This is a genomic window from Achromobacter sp. (genome assembly GCF_050285585.1).
In the GTDB taxonomy this organism is placed as follows: Bacteria; Pseudomonadota; Gammaproteobacteria; order Burkholderiales; family Burkholderiaceae_B; genus Achromobacter.
Genome location: NZ_JBLZXF010000050.1, coordinates 1 through 20,882 on the forward strand (window position 1 = coordinate 1; position 20,882 = coordinate 20,882).

19 protein-coding genes are annotated in these 20,882 nt (G+C 66.7%); 7 read left to right on the forward strand and 12 right to left on the reverse strand.

Annotated features, from left to right (window positions below):
* Positions 1 to 301: 301 nt before the first annotated feature.
* From ACN6PJ_RS29300 to ACN6PJ_RS29315, 4 genes are read left to right on the forward strand one after another with little or no spacing between them, the layout of a single operon-like run.
* Positions 302 to 1,279, forward strand: coding sequence for a tripartite tricarboxylate transporter substrate binding protein (locus ACN6PJ_RS29300; RefSeq protein WP_174715527.1), 978 nt, complete (start codon positions 302 to 304; stop codon positions 1,277 to 1,279).
* A gap of 25 nt (positions 1,280 to 1,304) precedes the next feature.
* Positions 1,305 to 2,057, forward strand: coding sequence for a hypothetical protein (locus tag ACN6PJ_RS29305; RefSeq protein ID WP_175179494.1), 753 nt, complete (start codon positions 1,305 to 1,307; stop codon positions 2,055 to 2,057).
* Positions 2,054 to 2,242, forward strand: a complete 189-nt coding sequence (locus tag ACN6PJ_RS29310; RefSeq protein ID WP_174715525.1) for a rubredoxin — start codon at positions 2,054 to 2,056, stop codon at positions 2,240 to 2,242. Before ACN6PJ_RS29305 ends, ACN6PJ_RS29310 begins: the two co-directional genes overlap by 4 nt.
* Positions 2,243 to 2,281: 39 nt before the next feature.
* Entirely contained in the window at positions 2,282 to 3,499 is a 1,218-nt protein-coding gene (locus tag ACN6PJ_RS29315; protein WP_174715524.1) for an NAD(P)/FAD-dependent oxidoreductase, read from the forward strand.
* Positions 3,500 to 3,505: 6 nt separating this feature from the next.
* Here the strand turns inward: ACN6PJ_RS29315 and ACN6PJ_RS29320 are convergent, their stop codons facing one another.
* The 5 genes from ACN6PJ_RS29320 to ACN6PJ_RS29340 all read right to left on the reverse strand — a co-directional run bounded on the left by ACN6PJ_RS29320 (position 3,506) and on the right by ACN6PJ_RS29340 (position 8,508).
* Positions 3,506 to 4,402, reverse strand: a complete 897-nt coding sequence (locus ACN6PJ_RS29320; RefSeq protein WP_174715523.1) for a LysR family transcriptional regulator — start codon at positions 4,400 to 4,402, stop codon at positions 3,506 to 3,508.
* A gap of 129 nt (positions 4,403 to 4,531) precedes the next feature.
* Positions 4,532 to 5,509, reverse strand: a complete 978-nt coding sequence (locus ACN6PJ_RS29325; protein WP_062680015.1) for a Bug family tripartite tricarboxylate transporter substrate binding protein — start codon at positions 5,507 to 5,509, stop codon at positions 4,532 to 4,534.
* Positions 5,510 to 5,525: 16 nt separating this feature from the next.
* Positions 5,526 to 6,278: an enoyl-CoA hydratase/isomerase family protein gene (locus ACN6PJ_RS29330; protein ID WP_123786666.1), complete on the reverse strand. Its 753-nt coding sequence runs from the start codon at positions 6,276 to 6,278 to the stop codon at positions 5,526 to 5,528.
* Between the two features lie 23 nt (positions 6,279 to 6,301).
* Positions 6,302 to 7,495, reverse strand: coding sequence for a CaiB/BaiF CoA transferase family protein (locus tag ACN6PJ_RS29335; protein WP_088146721.1), 1,194 nt, complete (start codon positions 7,493 to 7,495; stop codon positions 6,302 to 6,304).
* Positions 7,496 to 7,515: 20 nt separating this feature from the next.
* Positions 7,516 to 8,508, reverse strand: coding sequence for a Bug family tripartite tricarboxylate transporter substrate binding protein (locus ACN6PJ_RS29340; RefSeq protein ID WP_062680017.1), 993 nt, complete (start codon positions 8,506 to 8,508; stop codon positions 7,516 to 7,518).
* A 112-nt stretch (positions 8,509 to 8,620) separates the two neighbouring features.
* Here ACN6PJ_RS29340 and ACN6PJ_RS29345 point away from each other — a divergent pair, with 112 nt between their 5' ends.
* On the forward strand, positions 8,621 to 9,403 hold the full coding sequence (locus ACN6PJ_RS29345; RefSeq protein WP_062680120.1) for an IclR family transcriptional regulator: 783 nt from the start codon (positions 8,621 to 8,623) through the stop codon (positions 9,401 to 9,403).
* Between the two features lie 63 nt (positions 9,404 to 9,466).
* Here the strand turns inward: ACN6PJ_RS29345 and ACN6PJ_RS29350 are convergent, their stop codons facing one another.
* Genes ACN6PJ_RS29350 through ACN6PJ_RS29360 form a run of 3 tightly spaced genes read right to left on the reverse strand, consistent with a single transcriptional unit; the run spans position 9,467 to position 12,419 of the window.
* On the reverse strand, positions 9,467 to 10,636 hold the full coding sequence (locus ACN6PJ_RS29350) for a CaiB/BaiF CoA transferase family protein (RefSeq protein ID WP_175179495.1): 1,170 nt from the start codon (positions 10,634 to 10,636) through the stop codon (positions 9,467 to 9,469).
* Between the two features lie 14 nt (positions 10,637 to 10,650).
* Positions 10,651 to 11,622 (reverse strand): tripartite tricarboxylate transporter substrate binding protein, encoded by a 972-nt coding sequence (locus tag ACN6PJ_RS29355; RefSeq protein WP_175179496.1) that lies wholly within the window; start codon positions 11,620 to 11,622, stop codon positions 10,651 to 10,653.
* 26 nt (positions 11,623 to 11,648) lie between these two features.
* Positions 11,649 to 12,419 carry an enoyl-CoA hydratase-related protein gene (locus ACN6PJ_RS29360; protein ID WP_175179497.1) on the reverse strand — a complete coding sequence of 257 codons (771 nt, stop codon included), beginning with the start codon at positions 12,417 to 12,419 and terminating at the stop codon, positions 11,649 to 11,651.
* A gap of 91 nt (positions 12,420 to 12,510) precedes the next feature.
* Between ACN6PJ_RS29360 and ACN6PJ_RS29365 the strand changes: the two genes are divergently transcribed.
* The gene (locus ACN6PJ_RS29365; protein ID WP_123786661.1) at positions 12,511 to 13,449 is read left to right on the forward strand and encodes a LysR family transcriptional regulator; all 939 of its coding nucleotides are present in this window, start codon (positions 12,511 to 12,513) and stop codon (positions 13,447 to 13,449) included.
* 240 nt (positions 13,450 to 13,689) lie between these two features.
* Positions 13,690 to 15,840: a TonB-dependent siderophore receptor gene (locus tag ACN6PJ_RS29370; protein WP_175179498.1), complete on the forward strand. Its 2,151-nt coding sequence runs from the start codon at positions 13,690 to 13,692 to the stop codon at positions 15,838 to 15,840.
* On the opposite strand, the gene ACN6PJ_RS29375 is transcribed toward ACN6PJ_RS29370, so the two are convergent.
* From ACN6PJ_RS29375 to ACN6PJ_RS29390, 4 genes are all read right to left on the reverse strand, one after another.
* Entirely contained in the window at positions 15,841 to 16,359 is a 519-nt protein-coding gene (locus ACN6PJ_RS29375; RefSeq protein ID WP_175179499.1) for a sigma-70 family RNA polymerase sigma factor, read from the reverse strand. It abuts the gene before it with no gap.
* A 37-nt stretch (positions 16,360 to 16,396) separates the two neighbouring features.
* Positions 16,397 to 18,805: a TonB-dependent siderophore receptor gene (locus ACN6PJ_RS29380; protein WP_254598944.1), complete on the reverse strand. Its 2,409-nt coding sequence runs from the start codon at positions 18,803 to 18,805 to the stop codon at positions 16,397 to 16,399.
* 123 nt (positions 18,806 to 18,928) lie between these two features.
* Positions 18,929 to 19,927: a FecR domain-containing protein gene (locus ACN6PJ_RS29385; protein ID WP_125282986.1), complete on the reverse strand. Its 999-nt coding sequence runs from the start codon at positions 19,925 to 19,927 to the stop codon at positions 18,929 to 18,931.
* Positions 19,924 to 20,439 carry a sigma-70 family RNA polymerase sigma factor gene (locus tag ACN6PJ_RS29390; protein WP_125282987.1) on the reverse strand — a complete coding sequence of 172 codons (516 nt, stop codon included), beginning with the start codon at positions 20,437 to 20,439 and terminating at the stop codon, positions 19,924 to 19,926. Before ACN6PJ_RS29390 ends, ACN6PJ_RS29385 begins: the two co-directional genes overlap by 4 nt.
* Positions 20,440 to 20,882 lie beyond the last annotated feature (443 nt).

Below are 20,882 nucleotides of genomic sequence, written 5' to 3' on the forward strand. Positions count from 1 at the left end.
GATACAGACCGCCAGCCACGCCACGCTGCCCGATGCCACCGAGCGCTTCGTGCGGCATTTGATCCAGGCGCTGTCGGCCGGGGTTGCCGCGACGCCTTCCGGACTCTTTTCCGAATCGGAATCGATCCAGGAAAATTAGTCGTTTGAACGCGCCGGGGCAGGTCCCTAAGATGGCGCCAAGCCTGTGTGCCAGGCCCACTCCCCGCTCCCATTTCGAGGGCTGGCCATGCCCCCAAAGGGCATGCCGCGCCCGGCCGGCCCGCGCCCGCCGGCGGCATAACCAAAACAAGGAAGAGACATCATGAGCGCATTCCCCCTTCTTCGCCGGCTGTCGTGTGCGGCCATCGCGTTGCCGGTCATGGCCTGGTTCACGCCGGCCGCGGCCGAATACCCAGACCGCAGCGTCAGCATGGTCGTCGCCTTCGCTCCCGGCGGCATCACCGATACCCTGGCTCGCCTGGTGGCGTCGGAACTGGGCAAGGCGACCAAGCAGACCTTCGTCGTCGAAAACCGCGCGGGCGCTGGCGGCCAGATCGGCACCGAATACATGATGCGGCAGAAGGCCGATGGCTACAGCCTGCTGGTGGCGGCCTCCGGTTATGCAATGGCTCCCGCGCAGAAGAAAGTGGCCTACGACCCGATCAAGGATTTCGAGCCGGTCGCGCTGCTGGGCATCGCTCCCAATCTGCTCGTCGTGCAACCCGGCGTTCCCGTCTCGACCCTGCAGGAGTTCGTGGCCTGGGCCAGGAAGGAGGGCAATGTGCCCTATGCCACCGCGGGCACCGGAGGAGCCAACCATCTGGCCGGTGAACTGTTCAAAGCGGCCAGCAAGACGCCTCTCGTCCATATTCCGTACAAGGGCGCGGCGCCCGCCGCGCAGGATCTGATCGCCGGCAACGTGCCGACCGGGTTCATAGACGCCATGACCATCGGCCCATTCCTGAAATCCGGGCAAGCCAAGCCGATCGCCACCACCGGCGCCAGCCGCAGCGCCCTGTATCCGGACCTGCCCACCATCGCCGAGTCCGGTTATCCAGGCTATGACGTGTCGGTCTGGATGGGCGTGTTTGCCCCCGCCGGCACGCCGGCGCCGGTGGTCGAAAAATTGAATGCCGCCATCCGCGACGCGCTTGCCACCGATGCGGTGCGGACCCGTTTGCAGGCCAGCGGCATCGACACGCGCATCGACATGAGCGCCCGCGAATTCAAGCAATACGTGCACGACGACGTCGAGCGCTGGAAAAGCGCGGTCGCGGTGACGGGGTTGAAGTTCGATTAGCGGATTCTCGGAAACAGGAAACAACATGGCCATCATAGTCGGCACCCGCGAACGCGGAGCGCGCAACCGGCGCGCGCTGGACCTGGGCACGGGCGCGCCCTATTACAAGAGCGAGTGGATGGAAGGCGGGAGCGGCCCGGGCCTGTCTCCCACCATCTTTCTCGTCGAACAGCCCTCCGGCTCGATATTGCCCACTCACTTCCACAGGCAGAACGAGTTCCAGGTCGTGGTGTCCGGCACGGGCCGCATCGGCCTGCATGGACTGGCACCGGTTTCCGTGCACTATGCCGGCGCCTACACGGGCTACGGTCCGGTCGCCGCGAGCGAAGGCGGCCTGAGCTACTTCACGATCCGGCCCGCCTTCGACAGCGGCGCCTTGCTTGCCTCGCAAGCCCGCGAACACATGATTCGCGGCCCGAAGCGCCAGCAATACGCGCCCACCGTCGAGATCGAGGCATTGCGCAAGTCCGCGGCAAACGCGCACGCTACCCAGATCCTGATGCCCGAGGCCGAGGACGGCCTGCATTGCGAAGCCTGGATGCTGCCTCCCTCCAGCCTGCGCCCGGTTCCCGTGCGGGCCGACACCGCGGGCGTGTTCTGCCTGGTGCTGGAAGGCCGGATCTCGGCGGGTGACCACGTGCTTGAAGCGTGGGAGAGCGCCTACATCCCCGTAGAGGAAGACGGCTATCCGCTGCGCGCCGACGCCGAAGGCGCCATCGTGCTTTACATGCAATGTCCCGCCACTGCCGCCGAATACCGGAGCCCCCCGCAACCATGACGACCTCGCTTCCTCAACACTCCGCCAGCGGCGTGCATGCCTGCCTCTTGTGCGATTGGCACTACGACCCTGCCCTCGGCGATTCCGAACGCGGCATTGCGCCCGGCACTCCCTGGGAAAGCCTGCCTGCCGATTGGACCTGCCCGGAATGCGGGGCGGACCCCTCGGCCTTCGACGCCGTCTGAACGCCTTCCCGCCCATTCCCGCTCACTTCCGCCCGCCTCATGTCCGCAGCACCATTTACTTTCGTCATCGTAGGCGCCGGCCATGCCGGCGTGGAACTGGCTTTCGCGCTACGCAAGGAAGCGGCGCAAGGCCGCATCCTGCTGGTCGATGCCGGCGATGCATTGCCCTACCACCGGCCGCCGCTGTCCAAGCAGTACCTGACGGCGGGGGAAGACTCCCCTCCCACCCGCTTGCGACCGGCCCAGGCCTATGCGGACCACGGCATCGAATTGAAACTGGGCGCCCCTGCGACCGCCATAGACCGCCCGTTGCGCCGCATCCATATCGACGGCGCCGAACCGGTCGAATACGACACGCTGATATTGGCCACGGGCGCCCAGGCGAGGCCGCTGGAACTCCCCTTGCCGGACGGCCCGCTGGCGCCGGGCGTGCTGCATACCCTGCGCACCCTGGACGACGCGCGGCGGCTACGGAATGCGCTGCGCGCGGGTTCGGCCGTGGCCATCGTCGGCGGAGGCTATATCGGGTTGGAAGTCGCTGCGGTTGCCGCGGCATCGGGAATGCGCGCAGACGTTGTCGAACGCCAGGAGCAACTGCTCGCGCGCAGCGCCTCCGCGGATCTCGCGACCTTCCTGCGGACGGCCCACGCGTCGAGCGGGGTGCGGTTTCACCTCGGCGCGACCTTGCGCGCCGCCCGCCCGGGGCGGGACGGATTCGGCGTGCAGCTGGAACTGGACACCCGGAACGGCGCCCGCTGCCTCCACGCCGATCTGGTACTGGCCGGCATCGGCGCCACGCCCCGCACCCGCCTGGCCGAGGCGGCCGGGCTGGCCGTCTCCAATGGCATCCTGGTCGACGAGACCTTGCGCACCGGCGATCCGGCCATCTATGCCATCGGCGATTGCGCGGCTTGGCGGCGTTCGCCCGAATCCTCGCCCGTCCGCTTCGAATCCATTCCCGCCGCCCTGGCGCAAGCCCAGGCCCTGGCCGCCCGGCTCTGCGGCAACGCTGCGCCCGGCACGGCCACGCCGTGGTTCTGGTCGGATCAAGGCAACCTGAAGGTCCAGATCGCCGGCACCCGCGATCATGACGACATCCTGGTGCGGCGTACTGACGATCCGCCCAGTTTGTCGCTCTTCTACGTATCGAACGGCAGGCTGGCCGGGGTGGAATCCGTCAACAATCCCAAAGGCTTCCTGCAAGCGCGGCGCCTCATCGGCGAAGGCGCGCCCATGGACGCCGCCTTGCTGCTTTAGCCCGCTTCAGCCCGGCGGCACGGCCCGCTTCAGGATCTCGATGAAATGCAGCGCGGCCGGCGACAGCCAGGCGCCGCTGCGGTGCGCCAGGGACAGGCGATGCACGATCGCGTCGCTCTCCACCTGGACCGCCGCCAGGCCCAGCGACCGCGCCAGGCCCACGATATAGCTGGGAATGATCGCGATGCCCAGCCCGTCGCGCGCCAGCGCCAAACTGGACAGCAATGTGCCGCAGTCGATGTTCACCGAATCGGGCGTCTGGCCGAATTCCTGGAAGACGCGGTCCACGCCACGCCCGAAACCATAGACCTTGCGCAGGCCGATGTGCTGAAAATCCAGCAACCTGGATAACGGCACCGCCCCTGCGGACGCGAGGGGGTGCGCCGCCGCGCAAGCGATCCACATCCTGCTTTCGTAGATGACCTGGCTTTCTATCTTGGGTTGCGGCTCGGTGAGCGATACCAGGCCCAAATCGACCGCGCCGCTGAGTAGGTGTTCCACCCCGTCGGCCGTGGGCAGCTCGAAGAGTTCCAGCCGGATTCCGGGATAGTCGACGTGGAACTCGCGTACGGCCGGCGTCACCAGGCCATACATGATCAGCGTGGACGCCGTGACGTTCAAGCGGCCCTGCTCCATGGACTTCAGGCTGTCCAGGCGCCGCTCCGCCACCGTCACCGAGGCCAGGATCTCCTGCGCGGAACGGTACAGCGCATCGGCGCCCTCCAGGGGCACCAGCATCCGGGACGAACGGTCGAACAGCTGGCAATCGACGCGTTCTTCGAGCTCGCGGCAAACCTTGCTGATGGCCGACTGCGTCATGTGCAGCGTCGCGGCGGCAATGGTGAAGCTGCGGGCCTCGTAGACGGCGACGAAGACCCTGAGCTGCTTGATCGTGAGGTTCATATTTGCGGGCTGAGGCAAAGCCGGAAACATGAAGTTTGGCAGATTTTCAGCCGCGCAAGGCAGTCTCCGTCTCCTGGATGGCCCGGTCCCACGCCGCCACTTCGTTCTCGATGCGCCGGGTCCGCACCCCTATTCCGCCTCGATCTTCGCGTCCTTCACCAGCTTGTTCCAGCTTTGGTAGCTGGAACGGACCACCGCGCTGAATTCCTGCGGCGTGCTGCTCCAGATCTCGACATACTGATCCTTGAGCTGGCGCTGCACGTCCGGCGCGGCCAGCGCTTCGCGCAGGGCGGCGTTCAAACGGTCCATGACGGGCTGGGGGATGCCGGCAGGGCCGACCACGCCCCACCACAACTCGCCGCCGGCGGCCGCATAGCCGCCGATGCCGGCCTCGTCCATGGTCGGCACGTCGGGCAGGAAGGGCGAACGCCTGGGACTGGTGACGGCCAAGGGCCGCAGGCTGCCCGCCTGGATGCGCGACATCGCGGTGTTGAACGTGTCGAACATGAAGGTGGTATTGCCCGCCAGCAGGTCCGTCAGCGCGGGTGCGCTGCCGCGATAGGGAATATGCGTCATCGCCGCGCCGGTCAGCGCGCGCAGCAGTTCGCCGGAAAGATGGTTGGACGAACCGTAGCCGGCCGAGCCGAAGGTGACGTTGGCGCCGGGCTGCCGCGCCTGCGAGACCAGGTCCGAGACGGAGACGATGGACGATTGCGAGCCGACCAGCAGGACATTGGTGTAGCGGCCCAGCAGGCCGATGTTGGAGAAGGAGTCTATCGGGTCGTACTTGGCCGACTTGGCGACATTGGGCACGATGGTCTGCGTGCCCACGCTGCCGATACCGATGACGTAACCGTCCGGCTTGGCGCGCGCGACGTAGTCGGCGCCCAAGGCGCCGCCGGCGCCCGTGCGGTTCTCGACGATGACCGTCTGGCCCAGGATATCTCCCATTTTCTTGGCGACCGGCCGGGACACGATATCCATCGGCCCGCCCGCGGAAAAAGGCACGATCCAGGTAATGGGCCGCTCGGGCCATTGCGCGCGCGCCGCGCCGGCATGGCAAAGCAGCGCGACCGGAAGCAGCGCCATCAGGCTTTTCTTGAACATGGCTGTCTCCCCGGCGTCACATGAATTTTTCGCGCGCCTGGCGCGCTTCCGCGCTCTGGCCGCATACGAGCGCCTGGTCCACGTCCATATAGGTGCTGACGAAGTTCAGGGCATGGGCATGGGCGTTGACGCTTTCCTTGCTCATCTTGACCACATGCGACGGCGATTTCGCCACCTGGCCGGCCAGCGCCGTGGCGCGCTCGACGGCCGTCCCCGCCGGCGCCAGCCAGTCGGCCAACCCCCATTCCAGGGCCGTGGCGGCCGGCATCCGCTCGCCCAACAGCATGATCTGCTTGGCGCGCGAAGCGCCCACCATGTTCACCAGGCGCGGCACCGTATGCCAAACCAGCGGAATGCCGATCTGCACTTCCGGCACGAAGAGGAAGGCGTCGTCCGCCATGACGCGCCAGTCGCAAGCCAGCGTCAGCGCAATGCCGCCGCCGACGTTGAACCCCTCGATGGCGGCGACGGTGAGCTGCGGCAGGCTCTCCCAGGCCTTGCACATGCGGGCGCCGGTCGAGGCCAGGTAGCGGCGCTCGTCCAGCGACTTCTCCTCGATGGCCCAGCGCTGCGGGTCTTTCAGATCGACGCCCGCGGAGAAGCCCTGTGCGCTTCCCGCCAGCACAATGGCCGTAATGTCGACGCGCGACGCATAGCGGTGCGCCACGTCGATGAGTTCATTCATGGCCTGCAGGGACAATGCGTTGCGGCGTTCGCCGCGGTCATACGTGACCACCGCCAGGCAGTCGGACTCTTCTATCTTGATCATTGCAGTCTCCTTGTCTATTTTTCTCAAGCCTGGCGCACCGCGCCAGCCTCGATTGCGGCATGGATCGCCGCGTCGCTGAAGCCGAAGCGCCGCATGACTTCCTGGCTGTGCTCGCCGATGGCCGGCGGCGGCAAGCGCAGGGCCCCGGGCGTGCGCTCCAGCTTGATCGGGATACCCGTGACGCGGTATTGGCCGATGGACGCCGACATCTGCCGGGTGGCGGTGTGCTCCATGGCCAGCGCCTGCTCCACGCTCAGCATGGGCGCGCAAGGCACGCCCAAGGCCATCAACTGCCGGAACAGCTGCTGACCGTCGAGCCCGGCCAACTGCCCGCTCAATTCCTCGCGCAAGGCATCCCGGTTCACCACGCGGTCGCTATTCCTGCGAAAACGTTCATCGGTGGCGAGCTCCGGCTTGCCTATCGTTTCGCACAGGCGCGCGAACTGCCGATCGTTGCCCACGGCCACGAACAGTTTTCCGCTGCGGGTCGGAAACAGGTCATAGGGCACGATGTTGGGATGCCCGTTGCCGGTGCGCGCCGACTTGCCGCCGTTGAGCGCGTTGGAGGTATGCGGGTGCAGCATGCCCAGCGCGGTATCGAACAGGGTGACCTCTATCGACTGCCCCAGGCCGGATTTCTCGCGCTCGTACAGCGCCAGCAGCACGCCGATGACGGCGTTCATGCCGGTGGACGTATCGACCAGCGGAATACCGATGCGCACGGGATCCAGCGCCGGATCGCCGTTGATCGACATCAGGCCGGACAGTGCCTGCACGGCGGCGTCGTAGCCCGGCAAGCCGCCCCACTGCCCGGTTTCGCCAAAGCCCGAAACCCGGCAGTGGATCAGCCGCGGAAAGCGGCGCGTCAATGCGGCCGGATCGTCGACGCCCCATTTGCGCCAGGTGCTGAGCTTGAAGTTCTCCACCAACACGTCGACCCGCTCAAGCAGCTTGAACAGGACTTCGCGCCCGGCCGGCGCCGAGAGATCCACGGCCAGGTCCTGCTTGTTGCGGTTCAGGCCGACGTAGTAAGGCGCGTCGCCATCGACGAACGGAGGTCCGTATCCCCGCGTGTCGTCGCCGTCGTAGGACTCCAGCTTGATGACTTCGGCGCCGTGATCGCCGAGCATCTGAGCGGCGAAGGGACCGGCCAGCACGCGCGACACATCCAGGACCACGACCCCGCTCAGGGCCGACTTGCTGATTGCGCAGGACATCTTCTTTGCGACCTCGCCGTTCATTCGTTGCTGGCGCCGGACGCCTTAACGATGGGTGCCCACCGCTCGACTTCCGACTTCATGAACGAGCCGAAGGATTCGGGCGTGCCCGGCTGCAGGATGACGCCCAGGCCCTTCATGCGCTCCTGGAAGTCGGGGCGCGCCAGCACCTTCTGCAAGGCCTGGTCCAGCACGCGAATCACCTCCGGCGGTGTCTGGGCGGGCGCGATCAATCCGTACCAGGACGACACGTCGAAATCCGGAAAGCCCGACTCGGCCATGGTGGGCAACTGGGGCGCCGAGGCGATGCGTTCCTTGGTCGTCACCGCCAGCGCGCGCATGCGATCGGTCTGCACAAAGGGCCACACGGTCGGCACGTTGTCGAACATATAAGAGACCTGGCCCGCCATGACCGCCACGCCCGCTGGCGCGCTGCCGCGGTACGGCACGTGGGTGACGTCAATGCCGGCGGCGCGCTTGAACATCTCGCCGGCGATATGGATGGAGGTGCCGTTGCCCGACGAGCCGAAAGTCAGCGTGTCGGGATGGGCTTTTGCGTAAGCCACCAGCTCCTGCACGCTGTGCACCGGCAGTTTCGGGTTCACCACCAGCACGCTGGGGATTTTCCCGACCAGGCCCACGGGCGCGAAGTCGGTGGCGAGATTGAAGCCCGGCTTGTCGTAAAGGGTCTGGTTGATGGCGCTGGTGACGGCGACCATCAGCAGGGTGTAGCCGTCCGGCTTGGCACGGGCGACCTGCGAGGCTGCGATATTGCTGCCCGCGCCCGGCTTGTTTTCCACTACGACCGATTGCTTCAGCTCCGCGCCGATCTCCGTGGCGATCATGCGCGCCATGGCGTCGGTAGGGCCGCCGGCGGCGAAGCCCACTTGCAGCGTCACGGCGCGCTCGGGATAGGCCGCGCGGGCGTGGCCGGCGAATCCGCAAACGCCCAGCGCCATCGCCAGTCCGGTGTTCAATGCTGGCCGCAGCCAGTGCCTCCACGATCCCTGCATGGTTGTCTCCGTTGTCCGATCAGGTGGAACCGGATAGTACGGAAAATGCACAGTATTCATATAGAATCTGTACACATACTGCACACTAATACCTACCGCCCCCCCCCAAGACATGCAGACCGACCCGCCCTCCTCCGCTCCCCGCACTTTGCTCAAGGGACTAAACGTGCTCAGCCTGCTGCGGGCGTCGGCGCCGGCCGGGCTGGGCGCAACCGAGGTTGCGGCCCGCACGGGCCTGGACCGGGTCAATGTGCAGCGCCTGTTCCTCGCGCTTGAGGCCAGCGGCTGGGTGCGCCGGAACAAGGCCGGCAAGCGCTTCTTCGCCGGCGACGACGCCGACCGAATGCAAGCCAGCCTGTGGACGCCGCCCGACGTAAGCCAGGACCTGATCGTCGCCGCCATCGAAGGCATGCGCAGGCTGGCCCGGCAACTGGGCGACGCGGTATTCCTCATCGGCCGAGACGGCACCGAGTCCGTCGGCATACACCGCGAGATCGGCGACTATCCGATGCAGATCCTGGCCAGCCATGCGGGCAAGCGGCATCCGCTGGGCGTGGGCTCGGCGGGGATGGCGCTGCTGTCCGCCCTGCCCGATGCCGAGGCCCGCGCGGTCGTGAAGGCCAATTCGCCGCGGCTGGAAGAGTACGGAGGCATCAGCGCCGAAATGATCGACCGCCTGCGCCTCAATACCCGCCAGCGCGGCTACGCGGTCATGCAGAACTACGCGGTGAGCGGCGCCTTGGGAGTCGGCTGCGCGCTGACGCGCGCCGACGGCACGCCGGTGCTGGCCATGAGCGTGAGCGCCATCACGGATCGCATGCCCATCGCGCGTCAGGCAGAAACCGCGCGCCTGCTGCGGCGCGAACTGGACAGCCTGAAGAGCTTTCTGGATTGAGAGCGGCTATCGCGCTGGGGCGGAGCAAGATAGGCCGTATTCCGCTAAAGGCCCCGAATCCGGCTATCGCATCTGTCCGGCCCGTTGGGCCAATTCGCGCAAGATCTCTTCGGTATGCTGGCCCAGCCGCGGCGCGGCCGCGCCTGCCTGTGGCGGTGTCTTGGACCAGCGCGCGGCCGGCGCAAGGCCACGGTACTCGTTGCCGTCCTGGTCCCGATAGCGGCGCACCACGCCTTGCCCGGACGCCTCCAGCCGCGAGATCAGCGTGTCCAGGTCGGGCGACTGCGCCGCGGGAATGTCCGCATCCTTGAGCAACGCCAGCCAGGCATCGGTGGTCCGCAAGGCCATCTGCTCGTCGACGAAGGCATACACCTCGTCGATATGGCGCGTGCGACTGGCCATGCTGCGAAAGCGCGGATCCTCTTCCCACAGGCGGCCTGCGCCCGCCAGCCTCAGAAAGGCCTCCCAATGCCTGTCGGTGTAGACGATGGTGCTGATCCAGCCATCCAGCGTCTTGTACGGCCGGCGGTAGCGCGACAGCAGGCGCGGATTGCCCGCCGGCCCGAGCGGCGGCTCGAACGAGGCCGCGCCCAGATGGTCCGCGAGCACGAACGACGCCATGGTCTCGTACATGGGAATTTCGATGTACTGGCCCGTCCCGCCGCGTTCGCGTTGCAGCATCGCAGCCAGCACGGCCTGCGCGGCGAACAGGCCCATGGTCTTGTCGGCCAGATTCAGCGGTAGGTAACTGGGCGGCCCGCCGCCGGCGCGGGCCACCAGATCGGGCAGCGCCACCATGCCCTGGATCAAATCGTCGTAGGCCGGCCGCCCCGCATCCGGCCCGTCCTCGGCGAAGCCGGACAGGAATACGTACACCAACCCAGGGTTGCAGCCACTGAGCGCGGCCCAATCCAGGCCCAGCTTCTTCAACGCCCTGGCCCGCATATTGGTGATGAACACGTCCGCCGATTCCACCGCCTGGCGCAGAATCGCGGCCGACTCCGGCGCCTTCAGGTCCAGGCACAGGCTGCGCTTGCCCCGGTTCAGGTTCAGGAACACCGGCCCCATGCCCGGCTCGCGCGCCGGTCCCATTTCGCGCATGATGTCGCCCTCGGGCGACTCCAGCTTGATCACGTCGGCGCCGTACTCGGCCAGCATCTGCGTGGCGTAAGGCCCCATGATGACGCTGGTCAGGTCCAGCACCCGCACGCCGTCCAACGGAAGCTTTCCCATGTCCGCGTCTCTGCTCATTGCACCACGATATGCGCGTCGCGCACGATATCGCCCCATTTTCGGATCTCGGCGCTCACGTACTCGCGGAACGCGGCCGCGTCCATGTCGCCCGGCGTGGTGCCCTGCTCCGCCAAGAGCTTGATGAAGGCCGGTTCGCTCATGGATTCGCGCGCCAGCGCGTTCAGGCGCTCGATCAGCGCCGGCGGCGTGCCGGCGGGCGCATAGAAGCCGATCCAGATTTCGGTCTCGTAGCCGGGCACGCCCTGCTCGGCGATGGTGGGCACCTCAGGCAGCATCGGATTGCGCTCTCGCGTGGACACGGCAATGGCGCGCAGCTTGCCGCTCTGCACATATTTGATGGCGGTCAGCGCATCGACGAACGAGGCCTGGATCTGCCCGCCCAGCAGATCGTTCAGCGCCAGCGCGGTGCCCTTGTAGGGCACATGCAGCAACGGAGCGCCGCTGCGGCTGGCCAGCAGCTCACCGGACAAGTGAGTCGTGCCGCCCACTCCCGCCGAACCGTAGCTCAGGCTGCCGGAACGCTTGGCGTAGGCCAGCAGTTCCTGCAAGGTCTTCGCGGGCACGGCGGGGTTCACCACCAGCACGTTGGGGGTGCGCGCCAGCATCGCGATCGGCGCGAAGTCCTTCTCGGTATCGTAGGGCAACTGCTTGGTGATCGCGGGATTGACCACGTGCGCGGTGGTCGTGACCAGCAGGGTGTAGCCGTCGGCGGACGCGCGCGCCACTTTTTCTCCGCCGATGACGCCGCCCGCGCCCGTGCGGTTGTCCACCAGCACCGGTTGCTTGAGCTGGCCCTGCATCGTCTTGGCCAACTGCCGCGCCAGCACGTCGGTCATGCCACCCGCCGCGAACGGCACCACCAGCGTGACCGGCTGGCTCGGATAGGGCGCGGCCGACGCCGCCGCCGCGGCCAACAGCGCGCACGCGCCCATCAGCCAATTCTTGACGCGCGATTTCCGTTTCATTGTCTGTCTCCTCGATGGCGGCGCTCTCAGGCGCGCTTGCGATGCTGCAGGAAGGCTTCCATATACCGCTTGGGTTCATCGGTGTCGTAGGCCGACACCAGCGCGTCGATCCCGATCGAGATGGCTTCGGCCAGCGGCATGCGCTCCCAATCGCGGATCAGCTTCTTCTGGATCCGCATGGCCTGCGGCCCGCCTTCAAGCAATTCCTTCTGCCAGGCCGCCGCGCGCAGCGCCAGTTCGCCCTCGGCCGCAACGTCCGTGATCAGGCCCCAGTCGCAGGCCTGCCGGGCGGGTATCATCCGCCCGCTGAGCAGCAGATCGCGGGTGCGGGTCCAGCCGATCATGCCTGGCAGCATCGCGCCATGGATCACGGACGGCACGCCCAGCTTGACCTCCGGCATGCCGAACTTCGCGTCCGCGCCGGCCACCTTGATGTCGCATACCGCCGCCACCTCCATGCCCGCGCCCAGGCAATAACCGGAGATCACCGACATCGTCGGGAACGGCAGGTCGCGCAATTGCTCGCACAACGCGTGCACGCCGCGAATGTACGCGTCGATGTCGGCCTTGCCCGCATCCTTCAGGAACTTGATGTCCGCGCCGCCGAGAAACGCGGCCGCCCCGCCCTGCACGATCAGCAGGCGGATGCTTTCGTCCCGCGCCAGGGCGCGCAGCGTCTGGGTGTAGACCGCCGCGGCTTCGGAGGTCAGCAAATTGAGCCGGCCGTTGTCAAAGGTGATGGCGACCACGCCGTCGGCGCGGCGGTCGATATGGCACTGGGGAGTCTGGGTCTGCATGCATGCCTCGCTGGGTAGATGCGAGGCATCATAGGTTTGGCCACATTAATGAGACAATGGAATTCTTAGACTTTACTAAGTCCATCGTGGAATGAATATCACCTTCCGCCAACTCCGCATCTTCCTGGAACTGTTCGAGACCGGCAGCTTCACGGCGGCCGCGGCGAGGCTGCACGTCACCCAGTCGGCCGCCAGCAAAATGATCGCCGAGCTGGAATCGCAGTTGAATCTGGTGCTGTTCGACCGCAGCACCCGCCGCGTCACGCCGAACGACGCGGCTCGGGAGTTTCACGCCTTCGCGGTGGACGTCGTGGCGACCATGCAGACGGCCACGCGCAGCGTCGAAGAGCTGATCTCGCTTGAGCGCGGCAAGGTCAGCATCGCGGCGTCGCCGTTGATGATCTATGGCCTGCTCGCCGACGTGATCTCCGATTACCGGACCCGCTACCCCGGCATCCAATTCGAGCTGCACGAGCTTTCCACGGACCAGACGGTCGAAAGCGTCCGGGCGGGCACCGTCGATTTCGGCCTGGGCGCGATCGACATGCGCATCCCGGGCATCCAGTCGGAAGTGGTGTTGGAAGACGGCATGCGCGTGGTGATCGACGCCGCCCATCCCCTGAACCGCCGCGCCTCGGTGGCGCTGAAGGAACTGGCGGCGTGGAACCATATCTCGCTGCGCAATTTCTATAGCGTGCGCCGCAGCCTGGACCTCATTCTGGCCAGCCAGGGCGTCACGCTGCCCAGCGCGATCGAGGCTGGCACGCTGACCGCGGCGCTGGGCCTGGTGCGCCGCGGCGCCGGCGTGCTGATCGTGCCGGGCTACGCGGCGACCATCGCCGAACAATGGGGCATGCGCACACTTTCCCTCCGCGGCGTCTCGCCCACGGTGCACCAGATCTCGCTGATCCAGCGCAGCCAGGCCCGTCCGTCGGTGTCCACGCGGCATTTCCTGGACGTGCTCCTGACGAGGCTGGCGCAGCGGGGCGCCGCGAGGACAACGCTCTCGCGTACGACGAGACCTGGCTGACCAGCCCTGAACGGTTCGACGTATCGGCCGGCCTGCAACTGATGCCCGGCCAGCCGGCGCCCACCCCGCAAAACACAGAAACTTAAGGCGCGGGGTTAAACGGCGCCGACGCTCGTTCGTCTAGAAATATGAGCATGAATCGCAAGGCAAGCGCCTTGCGTCCAATCATCGCCGTCGCGGCGTGGCGTCGTCACGCCAATAACAAGGGGCTTCTTCCAGCCCCGTCTACGCGCACAAACCATGAAGACTCCTCGCAATACACCGCGCGCGCTCGCGCGCCGCCCTCTTTGCTATCCGCTGATCGTGGGCCTGGCCATTGCCGCGCCCGTCCATGCCCAGCAATCGGCCGGTGGCGCCGCCGTGCCCACGCTGCCATCCATCAACGTCCTGGGCGACCAAACGGACGCCGCCACCGGACCGGTCAACGGCTACGTGGCCCGCGAGACCCTGACGGGCAGCAAGACCCCGACCAGCCTCCTGGAAATTCCGCAATCGGTCTCGGTGGTCGGCGCGCAGGAAATGCAGGACCGCGGCGTGCAGACGGTGTCGCAGGCGATCCAGTACGTGCCTGGCGTGCAGATCAGCAACTTCGGCGGCGCCGAAGTCCGCAACGACTGGATCGTTTTGCGCGGCTTCGACGCCAAGATCACCGGGGATTACCGCGATGGCCTGAGCCAACTGCCATACGACCAGATCCGCGCGCGCACCGATCCCTACGCGCTGGAACGCGTGGAGGTCATTCGCGGACCGTCGTCGGTGCTGTATGGCCAAGTGGCGCCGGGCGGGCTGGTCAATCGCGTGACCAAGCGCCCCACCGCCGACGCCTTCGGCGAAATCGTGCTGCAAGGCGGAAATTTCGATCGCCGCCAGGCAGCCTTCGACTTGGGCGGCCCCATCGACAATGACGGCAAGTACCTGTACCGCCTGACCGGCATCCTGCGCGACGCGGGCACGCAGGTCGAATACGACAGCGACCATCGTTACCCGGACGATCTCGGCTACATCGCGCCCGCCTTCACGTGGCGGCCCAACGCCGACACCTCGTTCACGCTGCTGACGAGCTACCAACACGACCAGACCGACGGAGAATCCCGCCCCGTGTTCCCCACCCACGTGCCGGTGGGCGATTACGGCTTCAACAAGTACGACCGCAAGCAATACGCCATCGGCTACCTGCTTGAGCACCGCGTCAACAATGCGTTTACGCTGCGCCAGAACGCCCGCTACCAGCATGGCAAGCTGGATCAACGCGACCTGTACAACCTGCGCCTGCTGGCCGACGGCCACACCATCAGCCGGTACACGCTGGTGTCCAAGGAAAGCATGGACGGCGTGGCGATCGACAATCAGGCCGAATACCGCTTCAATCTTGGCCGCGTGTCGCACACGCTGCTGGCCGGGCTGGATTACCGGTTCCAGGATGGCCAGCAGTGGTATCGCCAAGGCCTGGCGCCCAATCTGGACCTGGACAATCCCGTCTACGACCAGGACATTCCATATCCGCCCGCGGCCAATACCATCATCGACCGGAAGGACGTGAGCCGCCAGCTGGGCGTCTATCTGCAAGATCAGATCAAGGTGGACAATGTCGTCGTGACGCTGGGCGCGCGCCAGGACTGGGCGCGCAGCAGCAGCGACAACCGCTTGACCAGCGTCACGACCCGGCAACAGGACACGGCGTTCACGGGCCGGCTGGGCCTGGCCTATCTGTTCGATTCGGGGATCACGCCGTATGTCAGCTATTCCACGTCGTTCCTGCCGCAAATCGGAGCCGGCCTGGACAGCACGCCGTTCAAGCCCACCAAGGGCGAACAGTATGAGTTCGGCATCAAGTACCAGCCGCCCGGCTCCAACAGCATGGTGGCGCTCTCGGTGTTCGACCTGACCCAGCGCAATGCGCTGACGCCCGACCCGCGCAACACCAACTTCAGCGTACAGACCGGCGAGATCGGTTCGCGCGGGATCGAACTGGAAGGCAAGGCCAACGTCATGCGCGGCCTGGACCTGATCGCCTCCTATACGTTGAACGACGTCAAGGTGAACCAGAGCAACAACCCGGCCGAAGAAGGCAACACCCCCATCGTCACGCCGCGCCACATGGCGTCCGCCTGGGTGAACTACACGCTGCCCGACACCGTACTGCAAGGTATGGGCATGGGGGTGGGCGTGCGCTACGTGGGCAAAACGTACGCGAACGTCGCCAACACCATTGAAAACGGCTCGTCGTTCATGGTGGATGCCAGTCTGCACTACCAACTGCGCAACTGGCGCTTTGCGGTCGACGCGACGAACCTGTTCAACAAGGAGACCATCGTGTGCCGCAACAACACCGTGAACTGCCGCTACGGCCTGGAACGGACCGTCATGGCCACGGCGGCCTATCGCTGGTAACTAGGGCAGCAGATACTCGCGGCACGAGCTCAGCGCCACGTCGGCATCGCGGATCATGAAATTGACGAGCGTCGCCGACACCCCGAGCTCGCGCGCCACATCGCGCTGCGTGCACCCTTCTAAACGGTGCAATTCGAAGGCCCGGCGCGTGCGCGCCGACATATTCTGCAGCGCGTCCGCGGCCAGGGCCATCGCCTGATGGCTGACGGCCGCCTCTTCGGCCAGCGACGCGGAGACGGCATGCTGGCCGTCCTCTTGTCCCGCGAACAGTCGGGACTCCAGCACGCGGCGGCGGTGGTAGTCGATCGAGAGATGGCGCACGGTCTGGAACAGGTACGCCACCGGTTCGCGCACGTCCCGCGGCGGCGGGCCTTCCAGCAGCTTCAGATACGTGTCCTGCACCACGTCGTCAGCCAGGTCGCGGCTCCCGAGTATGCGCGTCGCCGTGTGCAGCAACTTGCGCCGGTGGGCCAGGTACAGGGCCGCCAGCTCGTCCCTGATGGCCGGGGGGCTCGACATGATGTGACTCCTCTCGCACGCCGCCGCCCGGCGGGGATCAATAGCGGTACGCGACGGCGGCGAGCACCGTGCGTTCGACGCCATATCGGCAATTGACGCGGTCGTTGCGGCAGACCACGGTTTCTTTATTCAGCAGGTTCATGGCGTCGACCGAAAAGCGCCACGCGCCGGTCTCGTAGGCCAGGGAGGCATCCGCCACGGCGGCGCCGCGATTCTTCATCGTGTTGGCCACGTCGACATACGTCGGGCCGATATAGCGCACGCCCACGCCGGCGTTCCACCCGGACAGCGGGCCTTGCGAGAAGCGATGGCCAAGCCAGACGGCCGCCATGTGCCGCGGCGTGACGATCGGCGTCTTGCCCGCTGCGCCATGATTGCCGGACACGTTGGTCACGGCGTTGTAGGTGTAGGCGGCCACGAGGTCCCAGCCATCGCCCTGGCTGAGCTTGGCCTCGATTTCCAGCCCGCGCGAACGCAGGCGGCCCGACTGCACGCTAAAGCCCGCGTGCGCGGGGTTCGGGTCCGCCGTCAGCGCATTGCGCTGGTTCAGGTTGAATAGCGCAATGGTGTAGAGGCTGTTGGATTCCGGCGGCTGATACTTGACGCCCACCTCGACCTGGTCGGACTCGGCAGGCGTGAACGGCGACCCGTCGAAGGCCGTGCCCGCTTGCAGCACGAATGCGGTGGAATAGCTGGCATACGGCGCCACGCCCGAGGCGAACGCATACGACAGGCCCGCGCGCCAGGTGGTGGCCCGGTCCTGTCCGCGGCTATCGGTGCCCGCGAGGCGGTCGTCGGTCTTATCGGTGTAGCGGTCATGACGAGCGCCCAACGTCAGCGTCCACGGCCCCGCCTGGATCTGGTCCTGCGCATACAGCCCCCACTGCGTGCTGACCTGCCGGACGTCCAACGTCGTCTTGCCCGGGCCCAGCGCCGCGATGGGCTGCCCGTACACGGGATCGTGGATATCCAGCAAAGGCGCCATTGCCTGGCGATAGTCCTGAGTGCCCGACAGGCGCCGGAAATCCAGGCCGGCCAGCAGCCTGTGTTTCAGGCCTGCGCCCTCCAGCACGCCTTCCATCTGCGTGTCCACGGCAGCGCCGTGGGCGCGTTCGCCGGCCTGCAATTGCAGGCGCGACAAGCTGCGGCCGTCGGCGGCCAGCGCCAGCGGATACAGATTGCGCAGCGTCATGCGGCCTTGCTGGTAGCGCGCGTTCTGCCGCAACGACCATGCGTCGCTCAATCGATGCTCCAGCAGATACCCGACGCTGTAGAAATCGCGGTCATTGCGGTCGTAGGAATAGTCGCCCACCAGCGTGCGCGTGGGATAGTACGCGCGCGATTCACCATCGTTGCGATCGCGTTGGTAGTGCGTCAGCAGCGTCAGCGACGTATCGGCGTTGCGCCACCGGAAGGCCGGCGCCACGTAGGCCAGGTCGTCGCGGTAGCGGTGGTCGCCGTCGTATCGATCCTGCGTACCGGCTTCGCGAGCCGTCGCGGTCAGGCGATAGCTGATGCTGGCGGCCTCGTTGGCCGGGCCGCCCAGGTCCATGAACGCTTGCCGGCTGTCGAAGGATCCGGCTTGAATGGCCGCCTCGCGCAGCACGGTCGCGGGGGGACGCTTGGTCACGCGGTTGACGATGCCGCCAGGCGCCACCTGCCCGTACAGCGCCGACGAAGGGCCGCGCACGGCCTCGACGCTTTCCAGCGCATAGGCCGGCATGTGCGCGCGGATCTGGTCATACGGCATCTGGCTCAGGCCGTCGCGATAGTCGCCCGTCAGCTTGGCATCGAAGCCGCGCAGCACGAGCCAGTCGTTGCGGATTTCGTTGCTGCCGAAATTATTGATCTGCACGCCAGGCGTGTACTGCAGCGCCTGCGGAACGGTGCGCGCATAGCGCGCCTGCATTTCCTGGTTGGTCACGACCGACACGGATTGCGGCACTCGCACAAGGGGCGTGGCGGTCTTGGTCCCGGCCACGGCGGACAGCGCCACGAAACCTTCCCCGCCAGTGGCCGCCCCCCACACCAGCGTCGGCGACATCCACAAGGCCGCCGGCGCCGCGCCCGCGCTTCTGACCCGGAAGCTGGCCGGAGAATCCTGATAGGCCTCCAGCCCATAGCCGCCCAGCACCTGCGCGAACGCCTGCTCCACCGTGTACCGGCCATTCAGGCCGTCGCTTTCCAGGCCGCGCGTCAGCGTGGGCTCGAACACCAGCATGACGCCCGCCTGGCTGGCAATCCGCTGCAAGACCGTCACCAGCGGCCCCGCGGGCACGTCGTAGCGCAGACTCGCGCTGTCGCGCGGCGCCGGGCCGTCCTGCGCGCGGGCCGCCTGGCCGATCAGCGCGGCGAACGCCAACAGCAACATGGCGACGAATGCGCGCCCGCCTGCCCCTGGATGGGACAGGGCAATGCGCGTGTCGCCGCCTGTGTTCCTGGCCATGATGCCGTTTCGTCGCCTTGGATTTCGGTCCTGTTCAATAAAGAGGACACGCGAAAAACCAGAACCGGAAAGGTTTGCTCGAAATATTTCTGGGCGCGTCGCGGCGGCGGCCGCGGCCAGCGATCAGCCCGGCGCCGAAACCACGACCCAGTACGGCGTCCGACGGACGATCCGGACGTCGAGCAGCCGGCCCACCGCGGCCAACACGCGGTCGGTGTCGGCCAGAGGAAACAGGCCCGATATCCGCAGCCGGCCCGCGCGCTCGTCGCACGAGATGACACCCGGCCGATAACGGCTGAGTTCGGCCAGGAATTCCGCCAGCGGCATGTTGTCTGCCGCCAGTTCGCCCCGCAGCCATGCCATGTCGGCCTCGCCGGCCGGCCCGGTTGCCTGGGCCCGCCCTTCGGAAACCTTCGCGGTCTGCCCCTTGGCCAGCACCAGCCCGGCGGCGCCTTGGCCCACGGGCTTGATCTCCACGGCCCCGTCGAACAGCGCGACATGCGTGGCGTCCGTCCCCTGGCGCACCGAAAAACGCGTGCCCAGCGCATGCACGCGCCCGAACTCCGTCTCGACCCGCAACGGCATGGAGGCGTACTGCGCCGCGTGGCCCGTCGCAACCAGGATTTCGCCGCGGCGCAGCCGGATCAGCCGTTCACCGCCCTCGAAGCGCACGTCGATGCCGGTATCCGTGTTCAGCGTGATACGCGTGCCGTCCGGCAGGTCGACGTCGCGCCGCTCGCCGACGGCCGTCGTGAAATCCGGCGACAGGCGCAACCAGCGGTTTCGATCGGCAGCCCAGATCGCGGGCCCGATACAGGCGGCCAGGAATCCAGCCGAAAGCAGCGCGCGGCGCCTGCCCTGCTGCCGGCGTTCGCGGGACAAGGCCTCGTAGGCCGGCTTTCCGGCCAGCTCCCGCATCCGGGCGTCGGCGCGCGCCAGATGGTCCCAGGCCCGCTCGTGGTCCGGGTCCGCCGCGCACCAATCGCGCCACGCGCGCCTGTCTTCGTCGGTGGCGGTGCCCGACATGAACAGCACGTACCAGCGCGACGCCTCTTCCGCCACGCGCGGCGCCAGCGGCAAGCCGCCCGCGTACATGGCCGCGCCTTCCGCCTTCCGAGTCAAGCGGAATGCTCCTGGGCAAAGAAGCATGCCTGCACCGCGCGCACCATGTAGTTGCCCACGGTTCGCGTGGTCACGCCCAGGCGGGCGGCGATGTCCTCGTATTTCATGCCCTCCAGCTGGGCCAGCAGAAAGGCCTCGCGCGCCTTGGCTGGCAAATTGTCCAGCGCGCGATCGATCGCGCACAGCGCTTCCAGCACCAGCCTGCGGTCTTCAGGGCTGGGCATCCGCGCCTCGGGCAGGGTCGCCAATATTTCCAGGTAGGCGCGTTCGATCGCCTCGCGCCGATAATGGTTGGCCATCAGGCGCCGCGCAATGGTCGCCAGGAACGCCCGCGGCTCCAGCAACAACGGCAACTCCCGGGACGTCAGCACCCGCAGGAACGTATCCTGCGCCAGATCGGCGGCCACGTCCTCGCCGCCCATTCGATGGCGCAGCCATCCCGCCAGCCATGAATGATGCTCGGCGTAGAGCGTCTCTGCTCGACGGTGCAAGACCGCGTCGCTGCTGGACATGGGATGGACCTCCAAAGTTGCTGCTGCCGGACTTTACCCTCAATAATAGCAATGATAACTATTATCTATTGAGATTAGTAGTCGCCGCTCTTGCCGGCCTCAGGGTGCGCACCGCGCTATCGCTTTTGCATCTGATCGGCCGCAGGACGCTACATCCCGGATCGAGCCGAAGCCAGGCAGGCCCTACGCCGCACTGGCCTGGGCCAGGATCTGGATGGACAACGGCGCGCAGCCCTCAGCATCGTTGACCGTCACCTAGGCCGGCTGACTCGCATCCGTGGTCTCGCGGATCGTACGCCCCGGCGCCGTGCGGGTTGGGAGGTTCTCGCTGATTTCACAGGGGAAATTGCAGGCTGACACCATTTCGAGGACGGCGCGCGTTACCTCCCCCCTTTCACCCCAAAAACCACTTGCGACGATAGTTGCGAAGCAACGCGCTCCCG